The organism is Nitrosomonas marina, assembly GCF_900111605.1.
Classification (GTDB): domain Bacteria; phylum Pseudomonadota; class Gammaproteobacteria; order Burkholderiales; family Nitrosomonadaceae; genus Nitrosomonas; species Nitrosomonas marina_A.
Window position 1 is genome coordinate 34,893 of sequence record NZ_FOIA01000011.1, and the last position, 24,332, is coordinate 59,224.

The following is a 24,332-nucleotide window of genomic DNA, read 5'->3' on the forward strand; positions in this document are numbered from 1 at the left end:
TCTAGGTTGTCCTGTACAGGCTAATCAGTAACGGGTTGCTGCGAATCTCGACAGCCGGCTGCCCTTCTATCACGACTATACTGCGGGTTGCATACAGCAAACCCTGAGCGGCATTTTCATCGACAGGAATAGTAACAGGCAGCGGCAGCGGCAGGGTTTCCGGAAAGAGACCCGGGACCGGTGCCGGAATCTGCACGGGATCGATTGTATCGTTAAACGGGGTAACCACATGCGGCGCGCCGATCTGGCGCCAGCCATTGGAATCCCATACTTCCCAGACCAAACTGACATTCTCGCCGCTGTCGCCGGCTATCCACAAGTCCGGCGAAAAGCCGGCAAACTCTGGACTATCTATATCAAAACTGAGCGTCTGCACGCACGTATTCTGGTAAATCCAGCATATCTGTGGCACCCATTGGGGATTGGCTATATCAACACGCCGTAACGGCACACGCGGCCCGGATACATTTCCAGAAAATCCGCTGTAGCGCTGCGCCGGGTCACCGAAAACCTGGTGTCCTAAACTGCCCACCAGCGGCGGCTCGGTTCTGAGTTGCGATGGTATCACCGGCGCGAGCGCCAGTTCATAAAGCACCGACGGCCTGTACACTGTATCGCTTTGCGTTGACCAGATCTGATTGATCTGCTCATCCGTTACCGGGGTAAAAACCACCTGCAAGCGCACGCTAACCGTGCCGATGTTGACTGCGGCCAATACAGGACGCTCATGAAAAATGCGCATGACCTCTCCAAGCATGCGCAAATCATTTTCACCTGCAGGAATATCGTCCTCGTCAATGCCGAATGTCGTAATCAGGCAATACATGCGCATATGCCAGAATTCATCGGGTCGAACCGACGATTGAATGCCCGCGGGCTCAAAGCGGTAAAAAAACAGGTTGATACGGTGCTGATCATCGTCCTCCGCGACTTCTGCAGGCGCCGCAATACTGACAGTAATATTGTTGGTCGCCGCATTGACGCCGTTGCGAACATAATCGCCAATCGAGGCACAGATAATGGACAATGACGATTCCGGCAGCGGCATAATTCACAGGCTCCGTAAAAAACGACGGCTGGTCTGATCGTCATGCCGGACACCACTTGAAGTACCGCGTGATTGTTTTGGCCCTTCCACAATGACATTGACCACACCAATATTTACTTGTGGGTTTTGCGCGGGGCGACTTTCCCTGGCCAGCCTGAGATCATTTCTTTCGGCACGCGTTTTTTGCCTGGCAACAGACGGTTTACTCACCTCACCATTCTGCTGCGACTCGGACACATCCGGGCCGTTTTTCACATGAACAGGCCGGGACCGTTGTGCTTCGTTACCGCTGTGCTGCGCTGCGGGCGATTTCACGCCAGCGAAATCGTCACTGTTATATTCAGCTGTAACCATGTCATCTGACTTAACTTCATTTAATAGAGCCGACCGTGTTGTATTGTTTTTTTCACTTGCTACGTGCTGTGCCATTCGCTGTTCAGAATGCTTCAAATCGACCGAGGCATTCATTCGGGTTTTCAGCAAATACGATGAAGAGCTTTTTTGCGTACCGTTTCCCTGCTTGTTCGCACCGTTTTCTGCTGCACGATCTTGTTGTGATAATTCAGTATGCAGTTGCTCGAATTCTCCGGTTGTTTCCGTCTGGTTGGTCTGTCGCGATTCTGTCGGACCATGGATCTTACACTCGCTATCGTCTGGTGTACCGATATGAGTCAGCGATTCAGTTGTTGAATCAACCCGGGCCCGGTATACAGCCTCAGGCTGCTTATCTGGCAAGTCATGCAATCCGGTCATGTCAGCATATGACTGTACATCATGATATGCATCCGAATATTTACCGATATAATCATCACCCGTATTTTCTGCAATACCGGCGCCGGCATTTTGGCTATCGATCTTCGTTGCAGTAGCAATATCGGTATTTAAGGGCGCTGCCATGGTCTCATGAGTCGTTGCCAATTCGACATTCTGCATTGATGGCATTTTGCGCTCCGACATCGTCACGGTTGAAGACATGCCGTGGCGACCGTCCTGAATAATATTTCGGAGAAAACTACCCATGCAGTCCTCCATGAATCATCTGATGACGGTCGGCCATACCACGGCTGCGGTCGATCAATTGTATATAATGCTGGCGTCTTGCACTTGGCAGCGCCAGAATATCCTGCTCGCTCCAGTGATAATACAATGCAATAGTATGAATCTCGTTAAGCAGGTCATCGGCAGAGCGATCGAAACAACTATAGGGAGTAACCGGCAGCCGGTTCTCAGCCTGGCAGTTCGGACAGCTGGCTGACAGCTCTGTTGCAATTTCAGGCGACATGGCTTCAGCTGTAATTTCAATTTGCTCGATATCTTCCGTTGTCAACTGTTCAGGCTGCAATTGCTGCCGGCGACCCTTCCTCCTGACCAGACGTGTAATCAATCGCCACATGGCCTGTTGCTGATTCGCAATTTCAACGACTGCCAGCTGGTCGTTCCCCGTCGGTACGGAAACTGTCACCTTGCCCAGACTGATTTCGATATCTTTGCTCGGATAGTGCTCTCCGGCCGGTTTTACCGGCAACTCGGAATGTCTGAAGGAGACATCGAATTTTTCTGTACATTGACCACAAACCGCAGTCAACCAGACAACACCATCATCAATGTGTACAGCCAGTTGACGCATCAGGAACTGGCGATCACCAACGCTCAGCGCATTCACCGTCTCCCTGGTCGCTGACTGTCCTCCGATACTCGCAAGATTTTGACATAACACATGCGTCACCCGTTGCGCATGACAAAACACGTCATCCTGAGCCGGAGTCGGCTGTTCGCACAGCATGAGTTCACACTCACCCGTCAATTCGCGGAATTGAAAATCCCGTCTGCGTTCGCCGTTTACTATCAACCCGCCCGGTAGCTGCATCATGTTTTATCCTGAATCGGGCCTAGGTTTCAGTTGGTTCTGTCACACTGGTATCACGCTCCCAGCCGTTATGCTGAAGCGTCAGCATCTGGATACCCACCGTATTCATCGTACCCGCATCGAATTCAGGCAGTGCCTGAAACTCCGATACCCAGGCACCGTAAACCCGGTACGACATTGCCAGCGCGCCTTGAAGATTCAAAACATTCAATACAATGTCCTTACGATAATTCACCAGGGACATTGCGGCGTTACCCTGAATATTGTTCACCAGATTCGCCCAGTTTTCGAAAACCGGATCGTGCGTCAATCCCTGTTCAAGAGTAATCGGCTCATAACTGGTACCGCCCGGCATCACGCGCTCGTGAGCCGAATCACCGGCAGAACGCCACTTTACTGCTTCAGTCGACTTCTTCAACACGCTCATTTTTCTAAGACCGGCAACTGGCGCGCCGTCTATAATCACCTGAAACATAAATGTACGATAGGGATCGTAGCGATGCGCGTTAGCCGGGAACATTGGTGCAGCCATAAAAACCTCCTTTTAACAATCTCCGGTTCTCGATATCGTGCTCATAGCAACTGCGGTCTTATTAATAAGAAAAGACGCAACTCGATAACATTCAACAAATGAATACGGACATATAGACAATCTGTTCGCAAAACATGTCGGCATTCACTACTGTTCACCGACCTTCTGCTGGATTCGAACAATTACAAACTCGGCAGGCTTTAGCGGCGCAAAACCAACGATCACGATCACCTGGCCCCGATCGATATCGCCTTGTGTCATGGTATCTCCCAATCCGCATCGGACAAAATAGGCATCCTTGGCTGTAGCGCCCTGAAATGCACCGGCACGGAATAACCCGTCCATAAACGAACCGATATTAGCGCGTAACGCCCCCCACAGCGGATGATCGTTCGGCTCGAACACCGCCCATTGAATGCCGTTGTAAATGCTTTGTTCGATAAAAATAGCCGTCCGCCTGACGGGGACATAACGCCATTCCGGATCAGCCCGCGTAGCCAGCGTTCTTGCGCCCCAAAACACCGGACCGAAACCCGGACGGTTGCGGATACAGTTCACACCCGCAGGATTCAGACCATCCTGCTCCAGATCTTCAACATTAAACTGCAGTCCGCTGACATTGATTCGTGTCTCGACGCCTGCCGGTGCTTTCCATACCCCACGTTTACTGTCGATTTTTGCCCACATCGCAGCGGCAATAGCCGACGGTGGAATATTCAGTGTCTTGCTGGCAGTCGGATTGGAATCCACGTGATACAGTGGATTGCTTACTGCCACCCAGGGATAATACAGCACCGAATAAGTCGATGTCGGCAGGCTCAGCGATGATACATCATTGCCTGTTTCAAGCTCCGTATCGACTGGAGGATCGACTATGACTACACGACTCATGGTCGATTCACAGTGTGTAATCGTATTGGAAATAAAATCGTTAGTGCTGCCATCGTCTGGCCATTGTTGGCCTGGCAGCACCATGATCGACACATCACGATATTTGCGCAGTACGTTGTTATAAAAATTTAAATAATCATCTGCAGTCGGCCCGGCCTCGGAACCACCGGCCAGCGTACTGAAACTGGTAAAATTCCCATCTGCATCCTGCGTATTTGAATTGGGCAGCGCAGTCACACCATCCTCGACTGTTATTCGAATCAGGTTGGAACTTGCATTAATGACTTTCTCGACAAAATTATCATCAGTTGGATTCATACTGAGTCCGAGAAACACCTCAGACGGAACTGGTACAAAATCACCGGCGATTTCGGTTCCGACATGCAGATCGAAACTGGCACCATCAACGGCGATGGCAACACGCAGCGCCTCTCCCCAGTCACCTTCGCTGGAGGCTGTAACTGTCATGACATCCACGGGTGTAGTGTCCTGCAAAACTACCGAGGCAGCCACAGGCGCGGGATTACTGTCAAGAACACGGCAAATATATGCAGCTTTGCCACCATTCTGATAAAACGCACGAACAGCCAGTGCCATATGGTCATTTTCATTCTCCACGCCGGAAGACTGAGCATAATCACCAAACTGGGAAATATACTCTTCCCATGTACCAATCAGTGTAGGTGTATTCGCCGGGCCCCTGAAAGGCGAGCCGACAAATGCCGCAGTTGAGGTAGATACACCCTCTATCGCTCTGGAACCACTGGGTATTTCTTCAATGTAAACACCCGGATGTAAATAACTAGGCATTATCTTCTCCCAAAGAAAATGAAATGATTGTGCTTTTAACATCGGAAGCGTATCGGTTCACGGTCAAAGGCAATGCCATGTGTACACCCAATAAAAACCAATACTGCTTATTTATCCCATGCAAAAAACATGCCGGAATTACACCACATTAAGTTACTGTTTTATATGCGCAAGAAAAATACCTTGCGCAACAATACGGGGCATTTCTTACCCGGTTGTTTCTCCAGAGCAAACGGGTAATCAGGAAATTTCCATTCTGATAGACGTTTAGCAATCAATATCAACCGGGTAATAATTGACCCGGCAATTATCCTGATGTGTCCGGACACATGACTCGGTAACCCTGCATTACCGAGTCATGTGTCTTTAGAATATTTTCAGGAAAGAAACACTCGAAGGAAAAAACAGCTCAGAAATATACGATTACACGCAGCTTCTGCTAAATAAATAATTGAAGCACCATTCCTATTGCAATGATGATCGCCATCCAGGCAAATCCCTGTTGCAACTTCGATGCAGAAAAAAATGTCAAGAGCTTAAAACCCAGCATCATACCGGTCAGCGCACCAACACCAAATGGGATTCCAACCGACCAGTTCATTGAACCAAGCATGACTGCAGACCCGGCACCAACAACAGAAACCAGCGCAACAACCGCAAGCGACGTAGCCAGAATTGATTGCATCTGGAGATAGGTCGCTTTTTTGAGTGCCGGTACAATGACAAAGCCGCCACCCACTCCAAGCAGACCGGACAGAAAACCAGCCAGCATACCTGAATAACACAGCACGCGAGCGCAAGGCCAGGTCCATATCAAACGGCCATCACTGTTTTCAGACTGACAGGGGATATCCGGTGATGGATGGTGCGCCATTCCGGCATGAGCTTCAGGATCATGCTGCCGATTAAGAAGCAGCATTCTAATTGCCACATAGGAAAGCATCAGAGCAAACAATAAAACCAGAGGCTCATGCGGCAATTGTTGTGAAAGCCAGAGTCCTGCCGGTGCCGCCAGCGCACCTGTTAAAGCAATTAACCCGGCGGCACGGTAGCGCAGTTTTTTTTGTTTCAGCCCAATTAATGCGCCCACGGTTGCCGATATACAGACAGCCAGCAACGCAATAGGAACAGCTTCGGACATGTCCATGTGTAGTCCGAAAACCAGAAGCGGAACCGCCAGAATCGCTCCACCTGCGCCTGTCAGCCCAAGCACGGTGCCGGTAACCGCTCCCAACAGACAACTGATTAAAAATGTTTCCATGTGTGCTCAGTGTTTTTTACGTGGACTCGCGAGCCACTCGCGCCCCTTCAACATACCATGCCAGTAAAGCCATGGAAACACGGTAGTTTTAAAAAACCAGTACAGTTTTCTTGGCACAGCCGGCTTTAGAGGAAAGGTAGGCATCAATCTACCGCCAAATCCAAATTCTGCCAGCACAACCTTGCCTTTTTCAACAGTCAGCGGACACGCACCATATCCATCATAAACCAGCGGCAATTCCTCGTCTTCCTTGCTTGCCAGGAGATTTTCAGCGACCACGACAATCTGCTTTCTGATTGCTGCGGCAGTTTTCGCATTCGGTGATGCACAGGCATCACCCAACGCAAAGACATTGTGATAGTCAGGATGCTGCAACGTTTTTTCGTTCACTTTACAAAATCCGGAAGCATCCGCCAGAGGACTGTCTCGCAAAAAATCGGGAGCCACTTGCGGTGGTGTTACATGCAGTATGTCAAACTGTTTTTCTTCAGTACGCACGTTGCCATCCGCGTCTTTACTCTCGAAACAGGCTATTCTATTGCGCCCGTCCACCCTGACCAGATTCGAATTAAAGCTAAGTTTTGCATGATATCGATCGACATAATCCATCAGTGACGGCACAAAATCCGCCACACCAAACAGCACTGCGCCAGCAGTATGAAACTCTACCTCAATATCACTCAGACATCCGTTAGTTAACCAGTGGTCACATGATAAATACATTGCTTTCTGAGGTGCGCCTGCACATTTGATCGGCATCGGCGGTTGTGTAAACAGCGCTTTTCCCTGCTTTAATTTTTGCACCAGCGACCAGGTATAAGGTGCCAGATCATAACGGTAATTAGAAGTCACGCCATTTTCTCCCAGCGTCTCCTCGACACCCGCAATTTTCTCCCAAGCCAGACGGATTCCGGGACAGACTACTAGCTGGCGATAACCGATTTTGCGCCCATCTACAAGCTTTACCAGGTTATTCGCCGGATCAAAGCCCGATGCTTCAGCATGTATCCATTCCGCATGCTCCGGAATTACATCGGCCATTCTTCGCACCGTCTGATTAACATCATATGCACCACCACCCACCAGCGTCCACGCCGGCTGATAATAATGCTTATCATTAGGTTCGATAATTGCAATTCGCAAAGCAGGCCGCCGTCTCAACAGGCTGGCTGTAACCCCGATTCCAGCGGACCCACCGCCGACAACCACCACATCGAAGGCATTTCCCCAGTTACAGGCATCGACAGTGGACTGGTGCATTCTGGCCGCTTCATCATCGGATTTGGACATGGTGTGCAGTGCTGTCGCTCGTTTGCCTGAGCCACAAAACGCTAATACAGGTCCGGGCAACTCAGTCAGCAGCTTGTGAAATGCTTCACCTCGCTCTGCTGGTATGCTTCCTAACCGAACCGGCAAGTATGCAAATTCCATTCCAAGCGCTCTGGCCTGTTGTTCCAGCTGCTCGCTGGTTGGCTGGTTTTCCCCGCCCTCGAAATCGGGACGGTTGCAGATTATCGATTTGAATCCGGATTCGGCGATGTTTGTCAAATCATCCACACTGATTTGACCGGTCACCGATAATTTTTCATCCAGTCTTTTAATTTCTAAACCCATAGCCTTTCTCCTGTATAAAAATCATTGCCACACGCAAACTGATATCAAAGATTCGCACCCGGATGCGAATTACAGTTTTAGCGCAGACGAGGCTAGTACCCTATCAATATGATAGAGTACTAGCTGGCAGACTGATTGCTGTTTGCTTGATGACCACAATATAGATCGAACAGCGTCTGCATGATACGCATTGCCTCTTTGCTGGCCAGACTATAATAAATATATTTCCCCTGACGCCGGGTCGTTACCAGCCCTTCTTCGCGCAATACTGAAAGCTGCTGGGAAAGCGTTGGTTGACGAATATCCAGCATACCCTCCAGCTCTCCCACATTTCTTGCGCCCTGACTAAGCTGGCAAAGGATCAGCAGACGGTCCTCATTTGCCAGCACCTTCAGAATCGCGCATGCCTGTGATGCTGATTCGCGCACCTCGCCCATCTCAGGAAGCGCTAATTCTGTTTTTGTTTTAAATGATTCATTATTCATTGATTATCCGCAGTATTGCTTGCTGTTTTATTGATATCCATCGGACAGTGCTTGTTATTGCATATACTTAATCCTAACCCACTACAACAGTAAACCGAATATATATAATAATTTTATGAAATATTGATAAATAATATATATACTGATATATTATTGTCAAGCATATTATGAACATGTTAAACCTGCTCAACAAGGAGAACAAAATGTCGCCAAATATTACTCCGTTTTTTGATACGACAACCTGCACGATCAGCTATGTCATCGTTGATGACAGGACCGGCGATTGCGCCATTATTGACCCGGTTCTCGACTATGAACCCAGGTCAGGTCGTATTCACACAACATCTGCCGACAAACTGATTGATTTCATTCAACGTCAGCATTTGAGGGTGGAGTGGATTCTTGAAACACATGCGCATGCCGATCATATATCCTCCGCGCATTACCTAAAAAGGAAGCTGGGCGGCAAAATCGCTATAGGCGACCGGATCCCTGCAGTGCAGACAACCTTTAAAAAAATTTTCAATTTAGGGGATGAATTCATGCCGGATGGGCATCATTTCAATCACTTGCTGGCCGACGACGAAACATTTCAGATTGGAAAATTATCTGCCAGAGCGCTATTTGTTCCAGGACATACACCGGCTGACGTGGCATATCAAATTGATGACGCAATTTTTGTTGGTGATACGCTTTTCATGCCGGATGTCGGTACCGCGCGCGCCGACTTTCCGGGCGGCAATGCACAAACGCTTTATCGCTCCATTCAAAAAATACTGGCTTTCCCTCCACAAACCCGATTGTTCATGTGCCACGACTACCCGCCTAACGGACGTGACCCAGCGTGGGAAACGACCGTGGCCCGGCAACGCAAGGAGAATATCCATGTTCATGACGGTATTGATGAGCAGACGTTTATGGAAATGCGCAACAAAAGAGATGCAACACTTGAAGCGCCTGTATTGTTATTGCCATCAATCCAAACCAATATCCGGGCAGGGGAATTACCACCACCCGAAAATAATGGAGTATCCTACTTCAAGATACCGATTAAAACATCCTGATTATCGGAATACATATCCTGTTATCTTTCGAGGAAAATATCATGGCTCATTCAGAAATTTCACGAAGAAAATTTTTGCAATACACCGTTCTGGGTTCGCTGGCATCAGCTTTTCCCGGTTTAAACAAGGCCGAAAACCGATTGATTAATAAAGAACCCGACAAAAATTTCAGACCGGATGTCGAATTGGAACTGTATGCACAAAATGCGGAAGTGCCGATTCTGCCCGGCGCCCACACGCACGTATATCAATATAGCGGCAAATTACTCAAGGGTCCGGCTCATACTGTCAAAACAATACCAGGCTACCTGGGACCGATCCTCAACTTTGAACGCGGCCAGAAAGTACGAATTTTCTTTTACAACAGAATTGCCGAGCCAGTCATCACGCACTGGCATGGGTTGCATGTGCCACAAAAAATGGATGGCCACCCTATGTACGAAATTTTCAATGGAGAACGATTCGTATACGAATTCGAGATCGACAACCCAGCCGCAACTTACTGGTACCACTCTCATACCCATGAGATGACGGCAACACAGGTTTATCAGGGGCTTGCTGGCCTGATCACCGTTCGCGATGCGGCCGAGCAGAAACTTGAACTGCCAACCGATGAATATGAAATCCCCCTGATCATCCAAGACAGGACTTTTACAAGGGGCAACCAACTGCAATATCTGCACGGCCGGCATCGACGCATGATGGGATTTCTGGGCGACACCATTTTGATCAATGGACAGGCAAACGCCACCTTTCCGGTCAAATCGAGAGCTTATCGTTTGCGTCTGCTGAATGGATCCAATTCCCGGATTTACAAGTTAGGATGGGATGACGGAACACCACTGACTGTGATCGGAACCGATGGCGGTCTGCTGGAAGCACCCGAAACTTTTCCATATGTCATGCTGGCACCTGCCGAACGCGTCGAGTTATGGATGGATTTTTCAGGTCGCGAAAAAGGTTCGGAACTGACATTGCAGAGCCTGGGATACAAAGGTGGAGGCGCACGTATGGGCAGAATGGGAGGCATGAGGGGCGGATTGCCTCAGGGAAAATCTTTTCCCATTGCAAAATTCAGTGTTAAGGAGCGGGTCGGTGAATCGCATCAACTACCGAAAAAACTGGTGCCGATACGGCAATTAAGCGCAAAAGACCTGACCAGCCCCGACAGAACGGTGCCGATTGAAATCGGCATGCGCCATATGCTGTTCCAGCTCAACGATCAGACTTTCGGAATGTATGATCATCAGAACATTGAAAGAATTCCGGTCAATACGATACAGAAAATTCGTATTTTTCATGAAGGACGTATGAGTGGAAGCGGACGCGGCGGTGGTATGGGCGGACCTCGCGGTATGGGCATGATGGGCATGATGCTGTCTCTGCCACACCCCATTCATCTGCATGGCCAGCAATTCCAGATTCTGTCACGCAAACAAAATGAATCAAGCAGCGATTACGAAACAGTGAAGGACGGATTTATTCACAACGGGTGGAAAGATACCGTGCTGGTAATGCCAGGTGAAGACATTGAAATCATTAAACCCTTTGAGGACTATACCGGTCTATACCTTTATCATTGTCATAATCTGGAGCATGAAGATCTGGGCATGATGCGCAATTTTGACGTCTATTAATGTTAATTTTTTTGGCGTCAATGAATTTACAATTTTGAACATTACAGCTTATGTACCTGTCTCGACGAAAATTTCTTGGATTAACAGGGGCTGCCACATTGGTTGCTACCTGCTCACCCATATCGCTTTCTGGTCAAACGCCACGAGATGCTTTATCGGGGCAATGTGCTTCCGGCATGAAAGATTTGTCAGCATTGGTCCGACAGAGATCAACCATGCTGGGTTATCCGATTAATCTGAATTTCCCCCCTGCTGAATTTTTCAAATGGCGGGAAAGATTAAATACAGCCGGATTGGATCAATTCAACTTCAATAACGTTGGCGACCCTTTCAAACAAGGCCATTTCTCGTTTAACACGCATGATCTTGAGAAAGATCTGATCGAGCGGTTTGGTGCAGTTTACGGCTTTGTGCAAAAACAGGTATGGGGATTTTTATCCAACAGCGGCACCGATAGTAATATGCACGGCATATACATCGGTCGCACGCTGATGCAAAATCGCACCGGTATCCTGCCCAAAATCTATTTTACTCACGAAGCACACTACTCGATTCAGATCCTCTGCAACCTGATGAGCCTGGACTGGGTTGTAGTTGATACCGAAGCGGACGGCAATATGGATATAGGCGATCTCGAACAAAAGCTGAACGCCAATGCTGACTACCCAGCGCTGATAATCGCAACTGTCGGCACAACATTCAAAGGTGCCATCGACTCAATCGACGGCATCCAAAGTAAACTGAAAGGGCGTGACTATTATCTGCATCTTGATGCTGCGCTGTTTGGCGGTTATCTCCCACATACCCCTTTTGCAGATGAACTGTTGCATAGTCGCCGCACCGATCAGTCACCGCGGTATCATTCCATAGCCGTTTCCTGCCATAAATTTTTTGGTTACCCGTCACCTGCCGGTTTATTTATAACATCACAGGATATTTTTGAAGAGTTTGAGGCGCAGTTTGCCAAGATTCACGACCCCCAATATATTCTACAGGTACCGGGCACAATCACCTGCTCACGAGATTCAGTGAAGCCCGCCGAATTTCATTTTTTCAGTTCGGATTCGGAATTATCCCGACAAAAATCCGACGCCCGACAGATGCTTGACAATGCCGGATATCTGCACAAAGAGATGCTGACACACCTGAAGCATCTTGAACCAGTACGTACCGGACAACGCTCACCTATCGTTTATTTCAGAAAACCGTCTGAAGAAATCGTTGACCGCTATACACTGGCAGTCATGCAGTCTGATCGCAATAACGAAGCGACAGCATATGCGCACGTAGTTGTCATGCCGCATGTGAGCAAGAAGACGCTGGATCGTTTTCTGGAAGATCTCTCAACACATTAAGCTGCTGTTATAGTGGCAGGGTAAGACACGAAATAACAGTTAGCAGAAAACGCAATAACTATTTAATAATTCTTTTGAACGACCTCAGGTTAGGCACTCTGATTAGGTCCGTTTTATTAAATGTAAATAAAAACAAAAGCGTATAGTCATTATAAAATGTCTCTGTCCAATATGGCGGTGTTGAGTGAGCAAATCGGCCGGACGGCAATTCGAATATGTCCAAATAGAAGTTTGCATAACCTATCTGGTTCCGTGATTTATAGACGGACAATTCAGGCACTGAAATCGGCAGTAACGTTCCACTGATCGGTGGAATACCAAAAAATGTCTCGCCATATTCGGTGCCTAACGATTTGACGACAACATTTACGCGATACTGTGCATTTTTTGGATTTGCCAGTATATAACCCTGTTTTCCCAGCCAGCCCCCAACAATCTCCCCAATAAACGCGCTGTCTTTACTCAACCCGGTCGTCGTCAATGTGACTTTCGAACCTTTCGGAATCGATACAAAATCGTATTCCTGCCGGTCCAGACTTCTTGAAACAGCCTCACTCTGAAGTAATTGCTCGATCGCAGCTTTTGGAGATTGCGTCGTCTTTTGGGTTGTAGAACAGGCGGACATCATCAATACAGAAACTATGCCTGACACGGACAATCCTATTTTTTTATCTAAACGCACTTTCGATATGTGCCCCATATAGTTCAATTCATTATTGGCTACACGCTTGCTGGCCCCGATTTTAGGCGAGACCCGTTACTCCTCTCCAGTAGATCATTTATCAACCCGGTCATAACAGTGAGAGAGCCTGTGAAATCCAGTTTTTAGAAGTTACGGTCAGAAGTTACATGACCAGGAATTGAAAGTTACTGCGAACAAGAAAAAAAGTAGCTGCAATATCTCATAGTTTATCAGCGGTCTTGTGTTCAAGCATTACCCACTATAACCATAACCGATAACAATTGCTGCTAAATTTTTATGATTTGGTGGCAGCAACAATATCATCAGCTGCCTTTTCTGCCGCCATATAAATTGAAGTCAAAATAAAAAAACCCGGAATCTTTGGAAAAATAGAAGCATCCACTATTCTCAGATTTTTTGTACCATATACACGAAACTTACTGTCAACTACACCGTTCTGTTCGCGCGGTTTCATTGCACAGCTACCACAGGCATGGTGCCCCCAGGCTTCGTTCTTTACAAAATCCCTAATCACTTCGTCTTTATCTATATTCCGGTCACCTGGTAAAATTTCATTATCAACAAGGTCTGCTATCGATCTGGACAGTTTTTCACGGCAAAATTTTACGATCTCAACAACACCATCCAAATCCTCGTTATTGACATCAGTCCCTTCATTAAAATAATGAAAATTGATGTAAGGGCGTTTCCTCGGGTCTGTCCCGGCCAGCTTCACACGTCCGCCTGTATTGCACGTATGTGCTTTTAAAATTGTCCAAGATAAAAAGTCAGGCTTTCTTAATTCAGCAGAATAATTTTTATAATATCCATGAAAATCTCCCAGAAATCCCATAAGAAAAATGTCCGGAACAGATTTATCTGGAGATGAGCGCATAATTGAGGAGACCATTACGCCATTGGTAGCATATAACCCTTTCCGGTATTTTTCCCATTTTTTATAGTGCGCGTCGTTAATATCAAATTCTGCTCCTTTCAGGAAATCCCAGGGATGCTTCATTTTGTTGACCACACTGATTTCATAGCGATCCTGAAGATTTCTGCCAACGCCTTCAAGATTCAGTTTCTGCTGAATACCCATATCGCTGAGATGATCTCTGGGCCCTATACCAGACAGCATCAGCAGTTGGGGCGTATTAAAAGCACCTCCGGCAATAATAATCTCTTTATTGACTTTCACATGTTTGATCAGTCCTTTCTCACCACTGCAATTTTGATGCGCTTCATAGATCCGTTCACCTTGCAGATATTCAATGCCGGTCACGCGCTCAGGATCCGTGTCGTCAAACAGAATCCTCGATGCCAAACAATGTAAACGTATATGCAGATTTTCCGAGTACTTCGATTGCGCATCGAGAAGCAATTCACGGGTGCCATGTCGTGTAAATCTGGCGGTCGTCAAAGGCGTGTAATATATGCCGTTCTCCCGAATATGATTTAACCGCGCATCATTGGGATCAAAACGCCCGCGCAGCAATCGCTTGATTTTCAGCCATAGACTGCCTCCTCTTGAAATAATAGCGATTCTCGTTTTTAAAAACAGTTTTAAAATACGGTACTCCAACAATGCCCTGAAAAGAATTTTTTTTTCAGTACGTAACCAGCCTCGCCAGCCATGACCGCTGATATCCAGCCCCAGAAAACTGAATAGTCTGCTTATTGGCCGATAATGACAATCTTCCATGCGCTTGAAATAATGCCGCATTTTAGTTGCGCTCCAGGAATCATCTTTCATTGTTTCAGCAATATAATCCCAGTCGGCATCATCCGGATACACAGCAATCATTGCGTTATGGCTGGTACAGCCACCGAGCGTGCCTGCCCGAGGATACAGAACGCCATCATGCTGCGCACTGTATTTAGAGTCACGCAGTTGCTGTTCATTATCCTGATAGTGCCTTACCCAGAAATCCCAGGATAGATCCGGATGTTCCGCTGCAAATGGATGAAAAACCGGCACGCTGTAATCAGCCACCACATTACGGTGATGATTACAGCGATCACCTTCATTACTTACCGGGTCTCCGCCAGCTTCAAGCACTAAAACACGAAATCCCGCCTGCGCCAGACGGGCAGCGACCACGCCGCCGCCCGCACCTGAACCTACAACGATATAATCATACACTTCTTCAGACATAACCACTTACGCCCTAGAAGGTTTTGAGATAAGCAATCAAGGCTTGCTTATCATCATCAGATAGCTCCACGCCAAAATAATGCCCGCGGTTAACAACATAATCGGGACATTTACTCAAATTGAGCAGAGAGTTGACAAGATTACTGTTATAAAAAACTGACTTGGCGTGAGCTTTTACTGCCGGCGTCACTAATTCCTCTGGTGTGCATGTGCCTCCCAACTCCTTGGCAACACTCAGAAAATCCAGACCAAGCCTGGCAAGTTTCATTAAGTGGTCGAATCCCATTTCTTCATCATGATCAGGGATTATTTTTGTATTCACCAATAGATTGACAGGCATACCCTCAGGAAACGGACCGGCTTTAAAATCGCCATTTTTCTCAAATGCCCACGGGGCAATCCAGTTTAACAACCCGCCAAAAGTCTTGGCACCCGGTATATAACCAGCCGGTATTTTTACGCAACTTGCCGCTGTTGTGCGATAAATATAGCCTGGTACAGGCGTAGCAGTTTCGCCATCCATTCTCCGCTGGTCAGGATTCAACATTTTATTGATAGAATCATAAAATACCGCCATCCTGCTCGATACACCAGGGTTATAGGGATCAACACCGCCGTATGCTTTCTGATAGGTATCAGGATACATATGTTGATAGCCCTTGCCTTCATGTGAATAATCGCTTTTCTCATAAGCATATTCACCTGCAGCGCCCGAATAATTACCATAAGCATCTTCGGCAGCTTCATAATACTCAATATGCCCTACTGAGTTATTGAGTAGAAATGGGGCTGTAGACCAAAGACTGATCAGAGAGGCTGGTCGGGTGTAACCCCGGCCATTACCCAATGGCTGAAATGTACTGGCTTCGCCGGAGACAGGATGATGTACAACCAGTTCACCTGCCGCAGGCAGCTGCTTGTAGGAAGTGGAAGTAAAATTGTCCCAGATGTCTCCCTTTAGACCATTCGTTGCGAGCGGGCTGCAAGCATTGGTCTGCAGCAAATCAACAGGAATGCGTCTTTCGGTCGACAGAAAATTGTCACATAAAAACGGGTCCTTGCCTTCGGGACAAGTCTCATCACGTTCTTCAGAAAAAACCAATTTTTTCATTTTTTCCTTGAATTCATCGGTCTGAGTCCATTCCCAGTATTTGTCCCAGCATTTACGGTAATTGGCTCCATTACCACCCCCGGCGCATTCACCCGTATCGATACCGGATTCCGGCGGTGACTCAGGAATTTTACTGGAGTGACAAGCAGCGCAATTTTCAGCAAATACTATTCTGCCGCGATCAAGAACATCGTTGTCCTCTGAAAGATAATTTTCTCCTTCAGGTGCATCTTTTAAGTCATCAGGCGACGCACTAACCAGGAAAAATATAGCCATATCGGCTGTTTGGTCTTCAGTAGCGTTCCAATAACTGGAGTTTTTCTGGGCATCGGCAATTCTAATAGGGGTAATCTTTTGAGTGCCAATAACGGGATAAAAGTGTGTTAACCACTCTTCACTAAACAGACCGATATTTAAATAAACACGGTTTAACGCACCGAGAACTCCAACAGAATCAGCTCCATCCTTCAGCACTCGCGCGGTTTTTATCTGTCCTGTAGATTTATCCCAAAATGCGCCTAATTCATTTGTTTGCGGATAATCATTAAACTGTTTGTTATCCAGCTCATCCCCCGTCAACTGTTCCCCTCCCCACCTTAGTGTCGGCAGCAAACGCGAACCGAGACTGTAAACCGCGTTCATGGTACGCGGATTATTTATATAATCAGTCGAGATTAGCGATGTATCCAGTGCGCCAGGAGGATTGGTATGAAACAATTGATAAATAAAGTTGTGCTCTTGTTTTGCCGGCATATGCGGATTGCCGGAATCCCTGGGTTCATTGTCCCAGAAGAAAATACGATTTACCCAGAAGTATTGGGCACCCGGGTTTGAATTCAGCTCAGACCACTTGGGATTCTCCGGATCAGCCGGAGGATTGACCGGACTGGGGCCAACGTGGCAAAAAGCGCATGACATACCGACGCGGTATGGTCTGACTAACTCCTTGTCATAGTAAAAATCCGGGTTTGTATAATATCCGTCATTATTCTTCCCGGATGCCTGGCCTTCCTTCCATTTTTTAGCGGCAGCTTCGTCAAAATTTGGATTGGGAAACAAGCGCAAACCCACTATCCCCGATGGTTCGCCATAAAATGAACCCACCGGAATGTTCTTGCCCCGTGCGCCTATGGCTACACCTGGATATTTTTCTGCATCAGCAAACGGATCTTCAGGGCAGCCATTATCAGGATCGACAATCCGCTTATCCAGCCACAACCCATATTCATCGGGCTCGGTTGCTTTTTCAAAGCAGGGCTCATTGACAAGACCCAGATAAGACCATCGTGTATCCCGGCCATATCCCTGACTGGGATGAGAAGACAGTATTTTTAGTAAGTCATAGGTTCCGAAAGTATATTTATTGGCCATTTCATCCCAGAAACGATCGTTACCGCCGGTCCAGACAATCCAGCTGTTCTGTCCTTTTATAGCGGCCTGGCGCACTTCATCAGGTGCTATCTTTAATACCTCAGCCCAGTGTTTGAAAACATCGATATCCGCGTTTTCATGTTTCAGTACACCCTTATCCATTTCAACGAAATAAGGATCTGCTGCTGCCGGGAAACTGTCAGCCATTCTACCGGCAAGAATGGCTTCATCTTTCATCTCGCCAATCTTGGAGTAATCAGGCAATACCCATGCCCTCACAGCCAATATAATCGCGGTTACAATGATTAAGGCCAGTATGAACAACGTCACAAACGTCCTTTTAAGCACTTTAGCAATACTCATCGCCAGTCCCCCCCTGTAATATTAAATAACCTATCTAAATCACTTATGACATATAATTTATATTGCGCTGTCTGTATAACCGGGTACTTCCTGAACAACTATAACATTAGCCATTCTACGTCAAACATATAACCGATACTATTTCTAATTTACATCAAGTTTGATCGAGTTAAAAGATATCGCTAGAACAACATCGTTCAATGTGTACGAACATATTCCGACAGAACAGTACTGCTTAACATAGTCAGGTCATGCTCGCGCACACCAGTCAAGCGGCCGTTACCATTTTCATGATTAGAGAATAATGATAGCTGCAGCCCAGAACAAGAGCGGGCAGGACCTACAGCAATTAATACAAACATGGAACCAGTGCCTGTATCCGAACTAGCAGCTGATTTCTCACCCATTCCACAAATTGTAGCGGCACCTTCGGGTAACGTTATTATTGATAGCGCTGATTGCAAAAAAAGAATCTACTTCGCCATTGTGCGCAACCGCTTTGTTGTTAGCATCTTACTGCTGCACTCTTCCCTCCTTTCAAAGAAATTAAGCTGGGATTTCTTTGCAGACCAACATGCGAAGTAACCTGCTGTCTGTGATGTGGAAAGATAGCGATATCCTGTCAGATTCTCTGTGAGAAAACTCACAATTCACACATCCATGGCGTCATGCCTCTGTATTGCAAATACTTATTTAAAATTAACAGTATGAATTAATATTCGATTCCATGTGATTCCAAGTGGTTGTTTTTCAAATGATCCATACAGCACTGATATGAAATGTCGCTTTCCCGTTGTGCAAAGTAATGTGTGAAACATCAGGCCAGGTGTTGACACCGAGTTCAGCACGCATCACAGAATATGGCAGCATGAATATCTTCTGAATTCACTTTATAGACATACCAATTTTTTTCTGCTATTTTGCTTTTACAAAACCATAACATAAAAATGGTCATAAAAATGGGCAAATTAATACTCACTGTGAAAGGAATGTAATAAAAAAATCAATTCTGCTATTAAGTAGCTTGTGCGATTCAAATTGTGTTCGCTTTAATTTAATCGAGACATTCATTACAAAATAAAACTGACCAATAACCGATCGCTGTAAAGAATTCGTTACATAATTTTCCCTCATCAACTAACAGACGGCCAGCGATGAGTGAATACAACGTCATACATTCAGGAAGTGAGAATTATGAAACAATTAAAGATGGCCCGAAAATTGACTTTACTGCCGGCCCAATATTACAGCTCCAGTCTAAGCACGGTTATTTTGATTTCTCAAACGAAAACAACGAAACCCCACACTTCGATTTCGACCATATCAGACAATTCATGGGTCACGACAGCAGTTAGCGCACGACTCTTTGTCATTAAAGATTGCGTAATAGAGAACGATGTCCGCAAGACTCCCATCAACACAGACTTTGCCTTCAGTAAAACAGACACTACAGCTACGCAATCAGTACAAACAGCGCAAGCTCATTCTATCCCAGGCCTTTTCCCTTTTTATGACATACCGTTAGGTAAGCCTTTTCCCAGATCATGCAAAACTAACGCCAATAGTTTTATTTTCGCAATCATCTTCTATTCCAGTAATAAAACGCATGCCGATATCGACTTTACTGCTGAGGGATTTTTTGAGCAAAAATCAACTGCCCTTCTGAGAAGAATCAGATTGTATACTCCGTTACATTATCTATCATGCGAAGGAAAATGATGTTCAAAAATGCAACGCCCTCAGAACATGCGATACAACCGGTTTTACATGACAACCTGCAGATAGAAACGCATGGTTACTATATTTTCGCAAAATTTTTTCAGGAGTAACGGAACCCTGCAAAAACAGCACAACAGTTGAAAATGATTCGCCTGGCGATGTGATATTTCTCATAGCATTCATTGATGATTTTATGCTCTGCTTCAATCTGGTGTTTTGGGCAGAAACATTAATTTAACCAAGGAAGAAAAATGTCTAACAATGACTTTCCTTCGACACTGGCTGCTGCAGCCATGTGCCGAATCAGTCTAATCAGACTTGCATTGGCATGCAGGCAACACGGATTCCATCAAAATCGGTAAGATAACTGTCGACCCCATAACTGTTCAAAATATTAATCTGGTATCAACACTGTTCTTTGGGTGCGAAAAAAGCGTGCAGCATAACAACTAATTCATACAATAAGGAGCGCAGCAATGAGAGAATTATTGTTCAGGTTTGCGAATAGATTTCCATGGATTGTTAGGTTGGCAACGCGAATAACCTGGTTAAGGCGCTTCATCAGCGATATTTATATCAATTACCAGTCTTACGCCACAAACCCTCGGCCCAGGCCATTTTCCATGGCAGCGCCGTACACGACCTGGCAATCCTTAACTGACAGGTCTTTCACAGGACGCCATTTGCCTGAAGAGCAGGGTAAACAAAACCTGCCCGATATCGAAAAAGTCGTTACTCTTTGGCGGAGACGTGACAAACAGGAAGTTCCGTCGCTTCACTCAAGCCTGTTGTTTTCTTTTTTTGCACAATGGTTTACCGACAGCTTTCTCAGGACAGATCTGCTGGACCGGCGTAAAAACACTTCTAACCATGAAATCGATTTGTGCCAGATTTATGGTCTAAACGAAGAAATCACCAACCGATTGAGATTAAAACAGGATGGAAAGCTTAAGTATCAATATATTGATGGCGAAGTTTTCCCCCCTTATCTTTTTAATGTCGAGCAAACCACAGCTACCAACTGGGTATTTGCCAGCGAGGAGTTTGAACAGCTGCATCCGCGCTATGCCCTGGAATTTATTTTTCAAAACGTGCCGGAAGAACGACTAAAGCGTATGTTTGCCGTGGGATTAGAACACGGCAATTCGGCAATCGGTTACACCATCCTAAACACCATTATGCTGCGTGAGCATAACAGGATTTGCGATATCCTAAAGGAAGCGCACCCTGAATGGGACGATGAACGGCTGTTTCAGACTACGCGCAACATCATGATTGTACTATTGATCAAGATCGTACTGCAGGATTACATTGGTCACTTTTCAAGCCTTAATTTTACCATTGAGCCAACACCGGGCATGGCAGAAAAGCAGCGATGGTATCGCACCAACTGGATTTCTCTGGAATTCAATTTACTATACCGTTGGCATTCGATGGTGCCGGAAAAATTTGTTGTCGGTGATGAATCGTTTTCCTTGGATGAGTTTCGTAACAATACACCACTGGTTGTTCAACACGGCCTCGGACCGATGATAACAGCGGCCACCAGGCAAAGGGCCGGGCGTATTGGGCTTTACAACACACCAGATTTTTTCTTTGAACCGCTTCCGATCGGCAATGATAATCGCAGCATCATGACCCGCACGGTGGCAATGGGAAGGCAAGCAAAACTTCGTTCCTATAATGATTACCGTGAAGCATTCAGCATGCCGCGTCTGAACAGTTTTGAAGAACTCACCAGCAATCCCGAGCTTCAACACGAGCTGAAAACACTTTATAACAACCAGATTGACGATCTTGAATGGCATGTCGGCATCTTTGCCGAAGACCATGATGAAGGTTTCATTCTCGGCCGGCTAATGACGCGCATGGTGGGCTACGATGCCTTCACCCATGCGCTGACGAATCCGCTGATGTCTGTTTATGTACACAACGAACAGACATTTTCACAGCAAGGACTAAAAATTATTTCAGAAACAAATACGCTAGCAGATATCATTAAACGCAACGTGCAAGACAGCGATAACGTTCTGGCAAGTTTTGAAACGCCAACTTAATCAGGAGAATTGTCAGCACAGCATTCGTAACAAAGCATAGCGTGTTTCCAGATAGCCAGAGCAAATCAGCCTCAGCGTCAGTTAACAGGAGTAAAACATAATGAACAAGTTACCACAGCACGAAGACAACGCACGCAGGAGAGAAAAGCGGAGAACATATCTTCAACGCATGCAGGCAGCTTATGAATACATCTATGAATATGCCGACACCATCGCGATTGTACGGAAATTACCCTGGCGCGAAATCCCCGGTCTGGGTTATTGGATTCGCGGCGGACTGAATCTGCTGCTGTTGGTACCAAGCCTGCCCGGCCTTTTGTTAAAATATATACGCTATCTGTTAGGCAAGCCCCTTAACAATTATCGAGATTTTGTTTTTTATCCACTGAGCCCACATCCCTATCCGGAACTGGTCGATAATTTCCAGCATGATCTGATATTCGGCTTACAACGCGTCAGTGGCGTCAACCCTGTAGTACTACGCGCAGTCACCCGACAGCAACCATTACCGGAGAAATTACCAGAATCCGAACTACACCGGATTTTTACCGAGCAGATTGACGAAATTGACTATGCGACAGCCGTTGCACAAAAACGCGTTTATATCCTGAATTATGCTGCGCTGGACGTTTTGCAGCAACAGCCGGGACAAATCGATGGTGGCCGCAAACAATACATCACTGCGCCAATCGTGGCATTATTTCAGCAACCGGACGGTATGCTGCGGCCGATTGCTATTCAGCTGCATCAGGAGTCCGCAGCCGAAAACCCCATTTATACGCCAGCAGACGGCAATCTCTGGCTGGCCGCGAAAACCTTTGCCCAAGTCGCTGATGGCAACCACCATATATTACATACCCACGCAACGCGTATCCACTATGTCATGGAAGCTGTCATCATGGCATCACGCAGACAACTCTACAAATCACATCCACTAGCTGTGCTTCTACATCCACATTTGCAACACACGCTCAATGTTAATCATCAACATACATTTCTGAAAGACCGCAAAGGCCGTCCGGGGCGCTTTGGTGAACTATTTGCCGGAAACTATGAGGCGACCACACAGTGCATGGCCAATGGGATGACCAGCTTTCATTTCAAAGCATCGGCTTTTCCGGATGATATTGCCAGCCGGGAAGTCGACAATCCCGATCTTTTCTACCCCTATCGAGATGATGGCATTTTGTTATGGGATGCAATCCAGCACTTTAGCAAAGAATATATTGACCTCTATTACAAATCAGACAAGGATGTTACTGACGATCTTGAAATTCAGGCGTGGGCAAATGATATTGCCGCGCAAGATCGCGGCAGAATTCCCGGGTTTCCCATGAAACTTGAATCCAAACACGTGCTGGCTGAAACAATTGGCCATATCATCTTCCTCTGCACCGCGTTTCACTCCTGCATACACTTTAATCAATATAAATACCCGGGATTTGTTCCCAATATGCCGTTCTCCGCCTATGCCCCACCACCAAATAGCAAAGACAGTCAAATAGATGCGACGGATTTATTCAAGCTTCAACCGGCTTTTCGCGCTGCTTATTCACAGACCTGGACTTTTTTTCAGACCAATTTCCGTGTTAACCGGTTAGGGCAATACAGGTTACGGCAATTTGACCCGGAGGCACGCGCTGTCATAGAACGGTTTAGAGGCCGATTAGCTGAAATAGAAACCGAAATTGACCAGAGAAACCATAATCGTCTCTTTCCCTATGATCGTATGAACCCCCGGACGATTCCAAATGGGGTAACCGTTTAAAAGTCCCGGCATGCAAAATTTAGTTTTGCAGATATTTTTCAAAAAATCATATAACTTTTGACAGATTTTCTCTTAATGCAAATAAACAGAGCAAAAGCGCTGCACAGTTCCCGTTACAATATTCTGTTGTATTCCGTAAAACAGCTAACATTGCAACATAAAGAGCAAGCCAGAAAAACACTCATTGCTGGAATCAGTTGTCCGCAAGCGATTCTGAAAGGCGTTTACCCATTTCTAAAAACTGGACACACTGAGTGATAAATGGTTTACTTTCATTAACCCAAATGGAGCAGGACATAGGATGCAATACTTGTTAGTTAAGTTTCGGGAAGATCGGGATGTTGTCGTGGATGGGCATATTCTGGGTGTTACAAACCGAGTAATTGAACTGGAAGAGGGCCTGCACACTATCAGTCTTGCAGAACCATATGATTTTATGCCTGACAAATACGAAATCCCCGTAATCAACTCCACTGTTGTAAATCCTGTAGAAGTTGAGTTTAATTAGTATGTTACAGCGGATCGTGCTGATTTTAATTTTC

General features: G+C 46.4%; 19 protein-coding genes. 8 read left to right on the forward strand and 11 right to left on the reverse strand.

From position 1 onward, the window contains the following. Position 1: 1 nt before the first annotated feature. The 8 genes from BMY62_RS06500 to BMY62_RS06535 form a co-directional block, all read right to left on the reverse strand. Positions 2-1,048 (reverse strand): Pvc16 family protein, encoded by a 1,047-nt coding sequence (locus BMY62_RS06500; protein ID WP_090657880.1) that lies wholly within the window; start codon positions 1,046-1,048, stop codon positions 2-4. A 3-nt stretch (positions 1,049-1,051) separates the two neighbouring features. Then, positions 1,052-2,068 (reverse strand): hypothetical protein, encoded by a 1,017-nt coding sequence (locus BMY62_RS06505; protein ID WP_090657882.1) that lies wholly within the window; start codon positions 2,066-2,068, stop codon positions 1,052-1,054. After that, positions 2,061-2,918, reverse strand: coding sequence for a T4 family baseplate hub assembly chaperone (locus BMY62_RS06510; protein ID WP_090657884.1), 858 nt, complete (start codon positions 2,916-2,918; stop codon positions 2,061-2,063). Before BMY62_RS06510 ends, BMY62_RS06505 begins: the two co-directional genes overlap by 8 nt. Before the next feature lie 19 nt (positions 2,919-2,937). Next, positions 2,938-3,447 (reverse strand): phage tail protein, encoded by a 510-nt coding sequence (locus tag BMY62_RS06515; RefSeq protein WP_090657886.1) that lies wholly within the window; start codon positions 3,445-3,447, stop codon positions 2,938-2,940. Between the two features lie 147 nt (positions 3,448-3,594). Continuing rightward, positions 3,595-5,148, reverse strand: a complete 1,554-nt coding sequence (locus BMY62_RS06520; RefSeq protein WP_090657980.1) for a phage tail sheath subtilisin-like domain-containing protein — start codon at positions 5,146-5,148, stop codon at positions 3,595-3,597. 439 nt (positions 5,149-5,587) lie between these two features. Beyond that, the gene (locus tag BMY62_RS06525) at positions 5,588-6,409 is read right to left on the reverse strand and encodes a sulfite exporter TauE/SafE family protein (protein WP_090657888.1); all 822 of its coding nucleotides are present in this window, start codon (positions 6,407-6,409) and stop codon (positions 5,588-5,590) included. A gap of 6 nt (positions 6,410-6,415) precedes the next feature. Beyond that, the gene (locus BMY62_RS06530) at positions 6,416-8,023 is read right to left on the reverse strand and encodes a bifunctional protein tyrosine phosphatase family protein/NAD(P)/FAD-dependent oxidoreductase (protein WP_090657890.1); all 1,608 of its coding nucleotides are present in this window, start codon (positions 8,021-8,023) and stop codon (positions 6,416-6,418) included. A gap of 119 nt (positions 8,024-8,142) precedes the next feature. Continuing rightward, on the reverse strand, positions 8,143-8,508 hold the full coding sequence (locus tag BMY62_RS06535; RefSeq protein WP_090657892.1) for an ArsR/SmtB family transcription factor: 366 nt from the start codon (positions 8,506-8,508) through the stop codon (positions 8,143-8,145). 203 nt (positions 8,509-8,711) lie between these two features. Between BMY62_RS06535 and BMY62_RS06540 the strand changes: the two genes are divergently transcribed. From BMY62_RS06540 to BMY62_RS06550, 3 genes are all read left to right on the forward strand, one after another. Next, positions 8,712-9,572 (forward strand): MBL fold metallo-hydrolase, encoded by an 861-nt coding sequence (locus BMY62_RS06540; RefSeq protein ID WP_090657894.1) that lies wholly within the window; start codon positions 8,712-8,714, stop codon positions 9,570-9,572. Between the two features lie 41 nt (positions 9,573-9,613). Continuing rightward, entirely contained in the window at positions 9,614-11,209 is a 1,596-nt protein-coding gene (locus BMY62_RS06545; RefSeq protein ID WP_090657896.1) for a multicopper oxidase family protein, read from the forward strand. 176 nt (positions 11,210-11,385) lie between these two features. Beyond that, positions 11,386-12,564 carry a pyridoxal-dependent decarboxylase gene (locus tag BMY62_RS06550; RefSeq protein WP_256207455.1) on the forward strand — a complete coding sequence of 393 codons (1,179 nt, stop codon included), beginning with the start codon at positions 11,386-11,388 and terminating at the stop codon, positions 12,562-12,564. Positions 12,565-12,622: 58 nt separating this feature from the next. On the opposite strand, the gene BMY62_RS06555 is transcribed toward BMY62_RS06550, so the two are convergent. The 3 genes from BMY62_RS06555 to BMY62_RS06565 all read right to left on the reverse strand — a co-directional run bounded on the left by BMY62_RS06555 (position 12,623) and on the right by BMY62_RS06565 (position 18,246). Then, positions 12,623-13,264, reverse strand: coding sequence for a hypothetical protein (locus BMY62_RS06555; RefSeq protein ID WP_256207456.1), 642 nt, complete (start codon positions 13,262-13,264; stop codon positions 12,623-12,625). 277 nt (positions 13,265-13,541) lie between these two features. Continuing rightward, a complete protein-coding gene (locus BMY62_RS06560; RefSeq protein WP_090657900.1) occupies positions 13,542-15,401 on the reverse strand; it encodes a GMC family oxidoreductase in 1,860 nt (619 codons plus the stop codon). A gap of 13 nt (positions 15,402-15,414) precedes the next feature. Then, positions 15,415-18,246, reverse strand: coding sequence for a hypothetical protein (locus BMY62_RS06565; RefSeq protein ID WP_090657902.1), 2,832 nt, complete (start codon positions 18,244-18,246; stop codon positions 15,415-15,417). 360 nt (positions 18,247-18,606) lie between these two features. On the opposite strand from BMY62_RS06565, the gene BMY62_RS06570 reads away from it, so the two are divergent. From BMY62_RS06570 to BMY62_RS06595, 5 genes are all read left to right on the forward strand, one after another. Continuing rightward, complete coding sequence (locus BMY62_RS06570; protein ID WP_090657904.1) at positions 18,607-18,831, forward strand: hypothetical protein; 225 nt, start codon at positions 18,607-18,609, stop codon at positions 18,829-18,831. Positions 18,832-19,440: 609 nt separating this feature from the next. Further along, a complete protein-coding gene (locus BMY62_RS06575) occupies positions 19,441-19,965 on the forward strand; it encodes a hypothetical protein (RefSeq protein ID WP_090657906.1) in 525 nt (174 codons plus the stop codon). 476 nt (positions 19,966-20,441) lie between these two features. Then, complete coding sequence (locus BMY62_RS06580) at positions 20,442-22,022, forward strand: peroxidase family protein (protein ID WP_090657908.1); 1,581 nt, start codon at positions 20,442-20,444, stop codon at positions 22,020-22,022. Between the two features lie 100 nt (positions 22,023-22,122). Then, a complete protein-coding gene (locus tag BMY62_RS06585; protein WP_256207457.1) occupies positions 22,123-23,790 on the forward strand; it encodes a lipoxygenase family protein in 1,668 nt (555 codons plus the stop codon). Between the two features lie 301 nt (positions 23,791-24,091). After that, entirely contained in the window at positions 24,092-24,298 is a 207-nt protein-coding gene (locus BMY62_RS06595; RefSeq protein ID WP_090627150.1) for a hypothetical protein, read from the forward strand. Positions 24,299-24,332 lie beyond the last annotated feature (34 nt).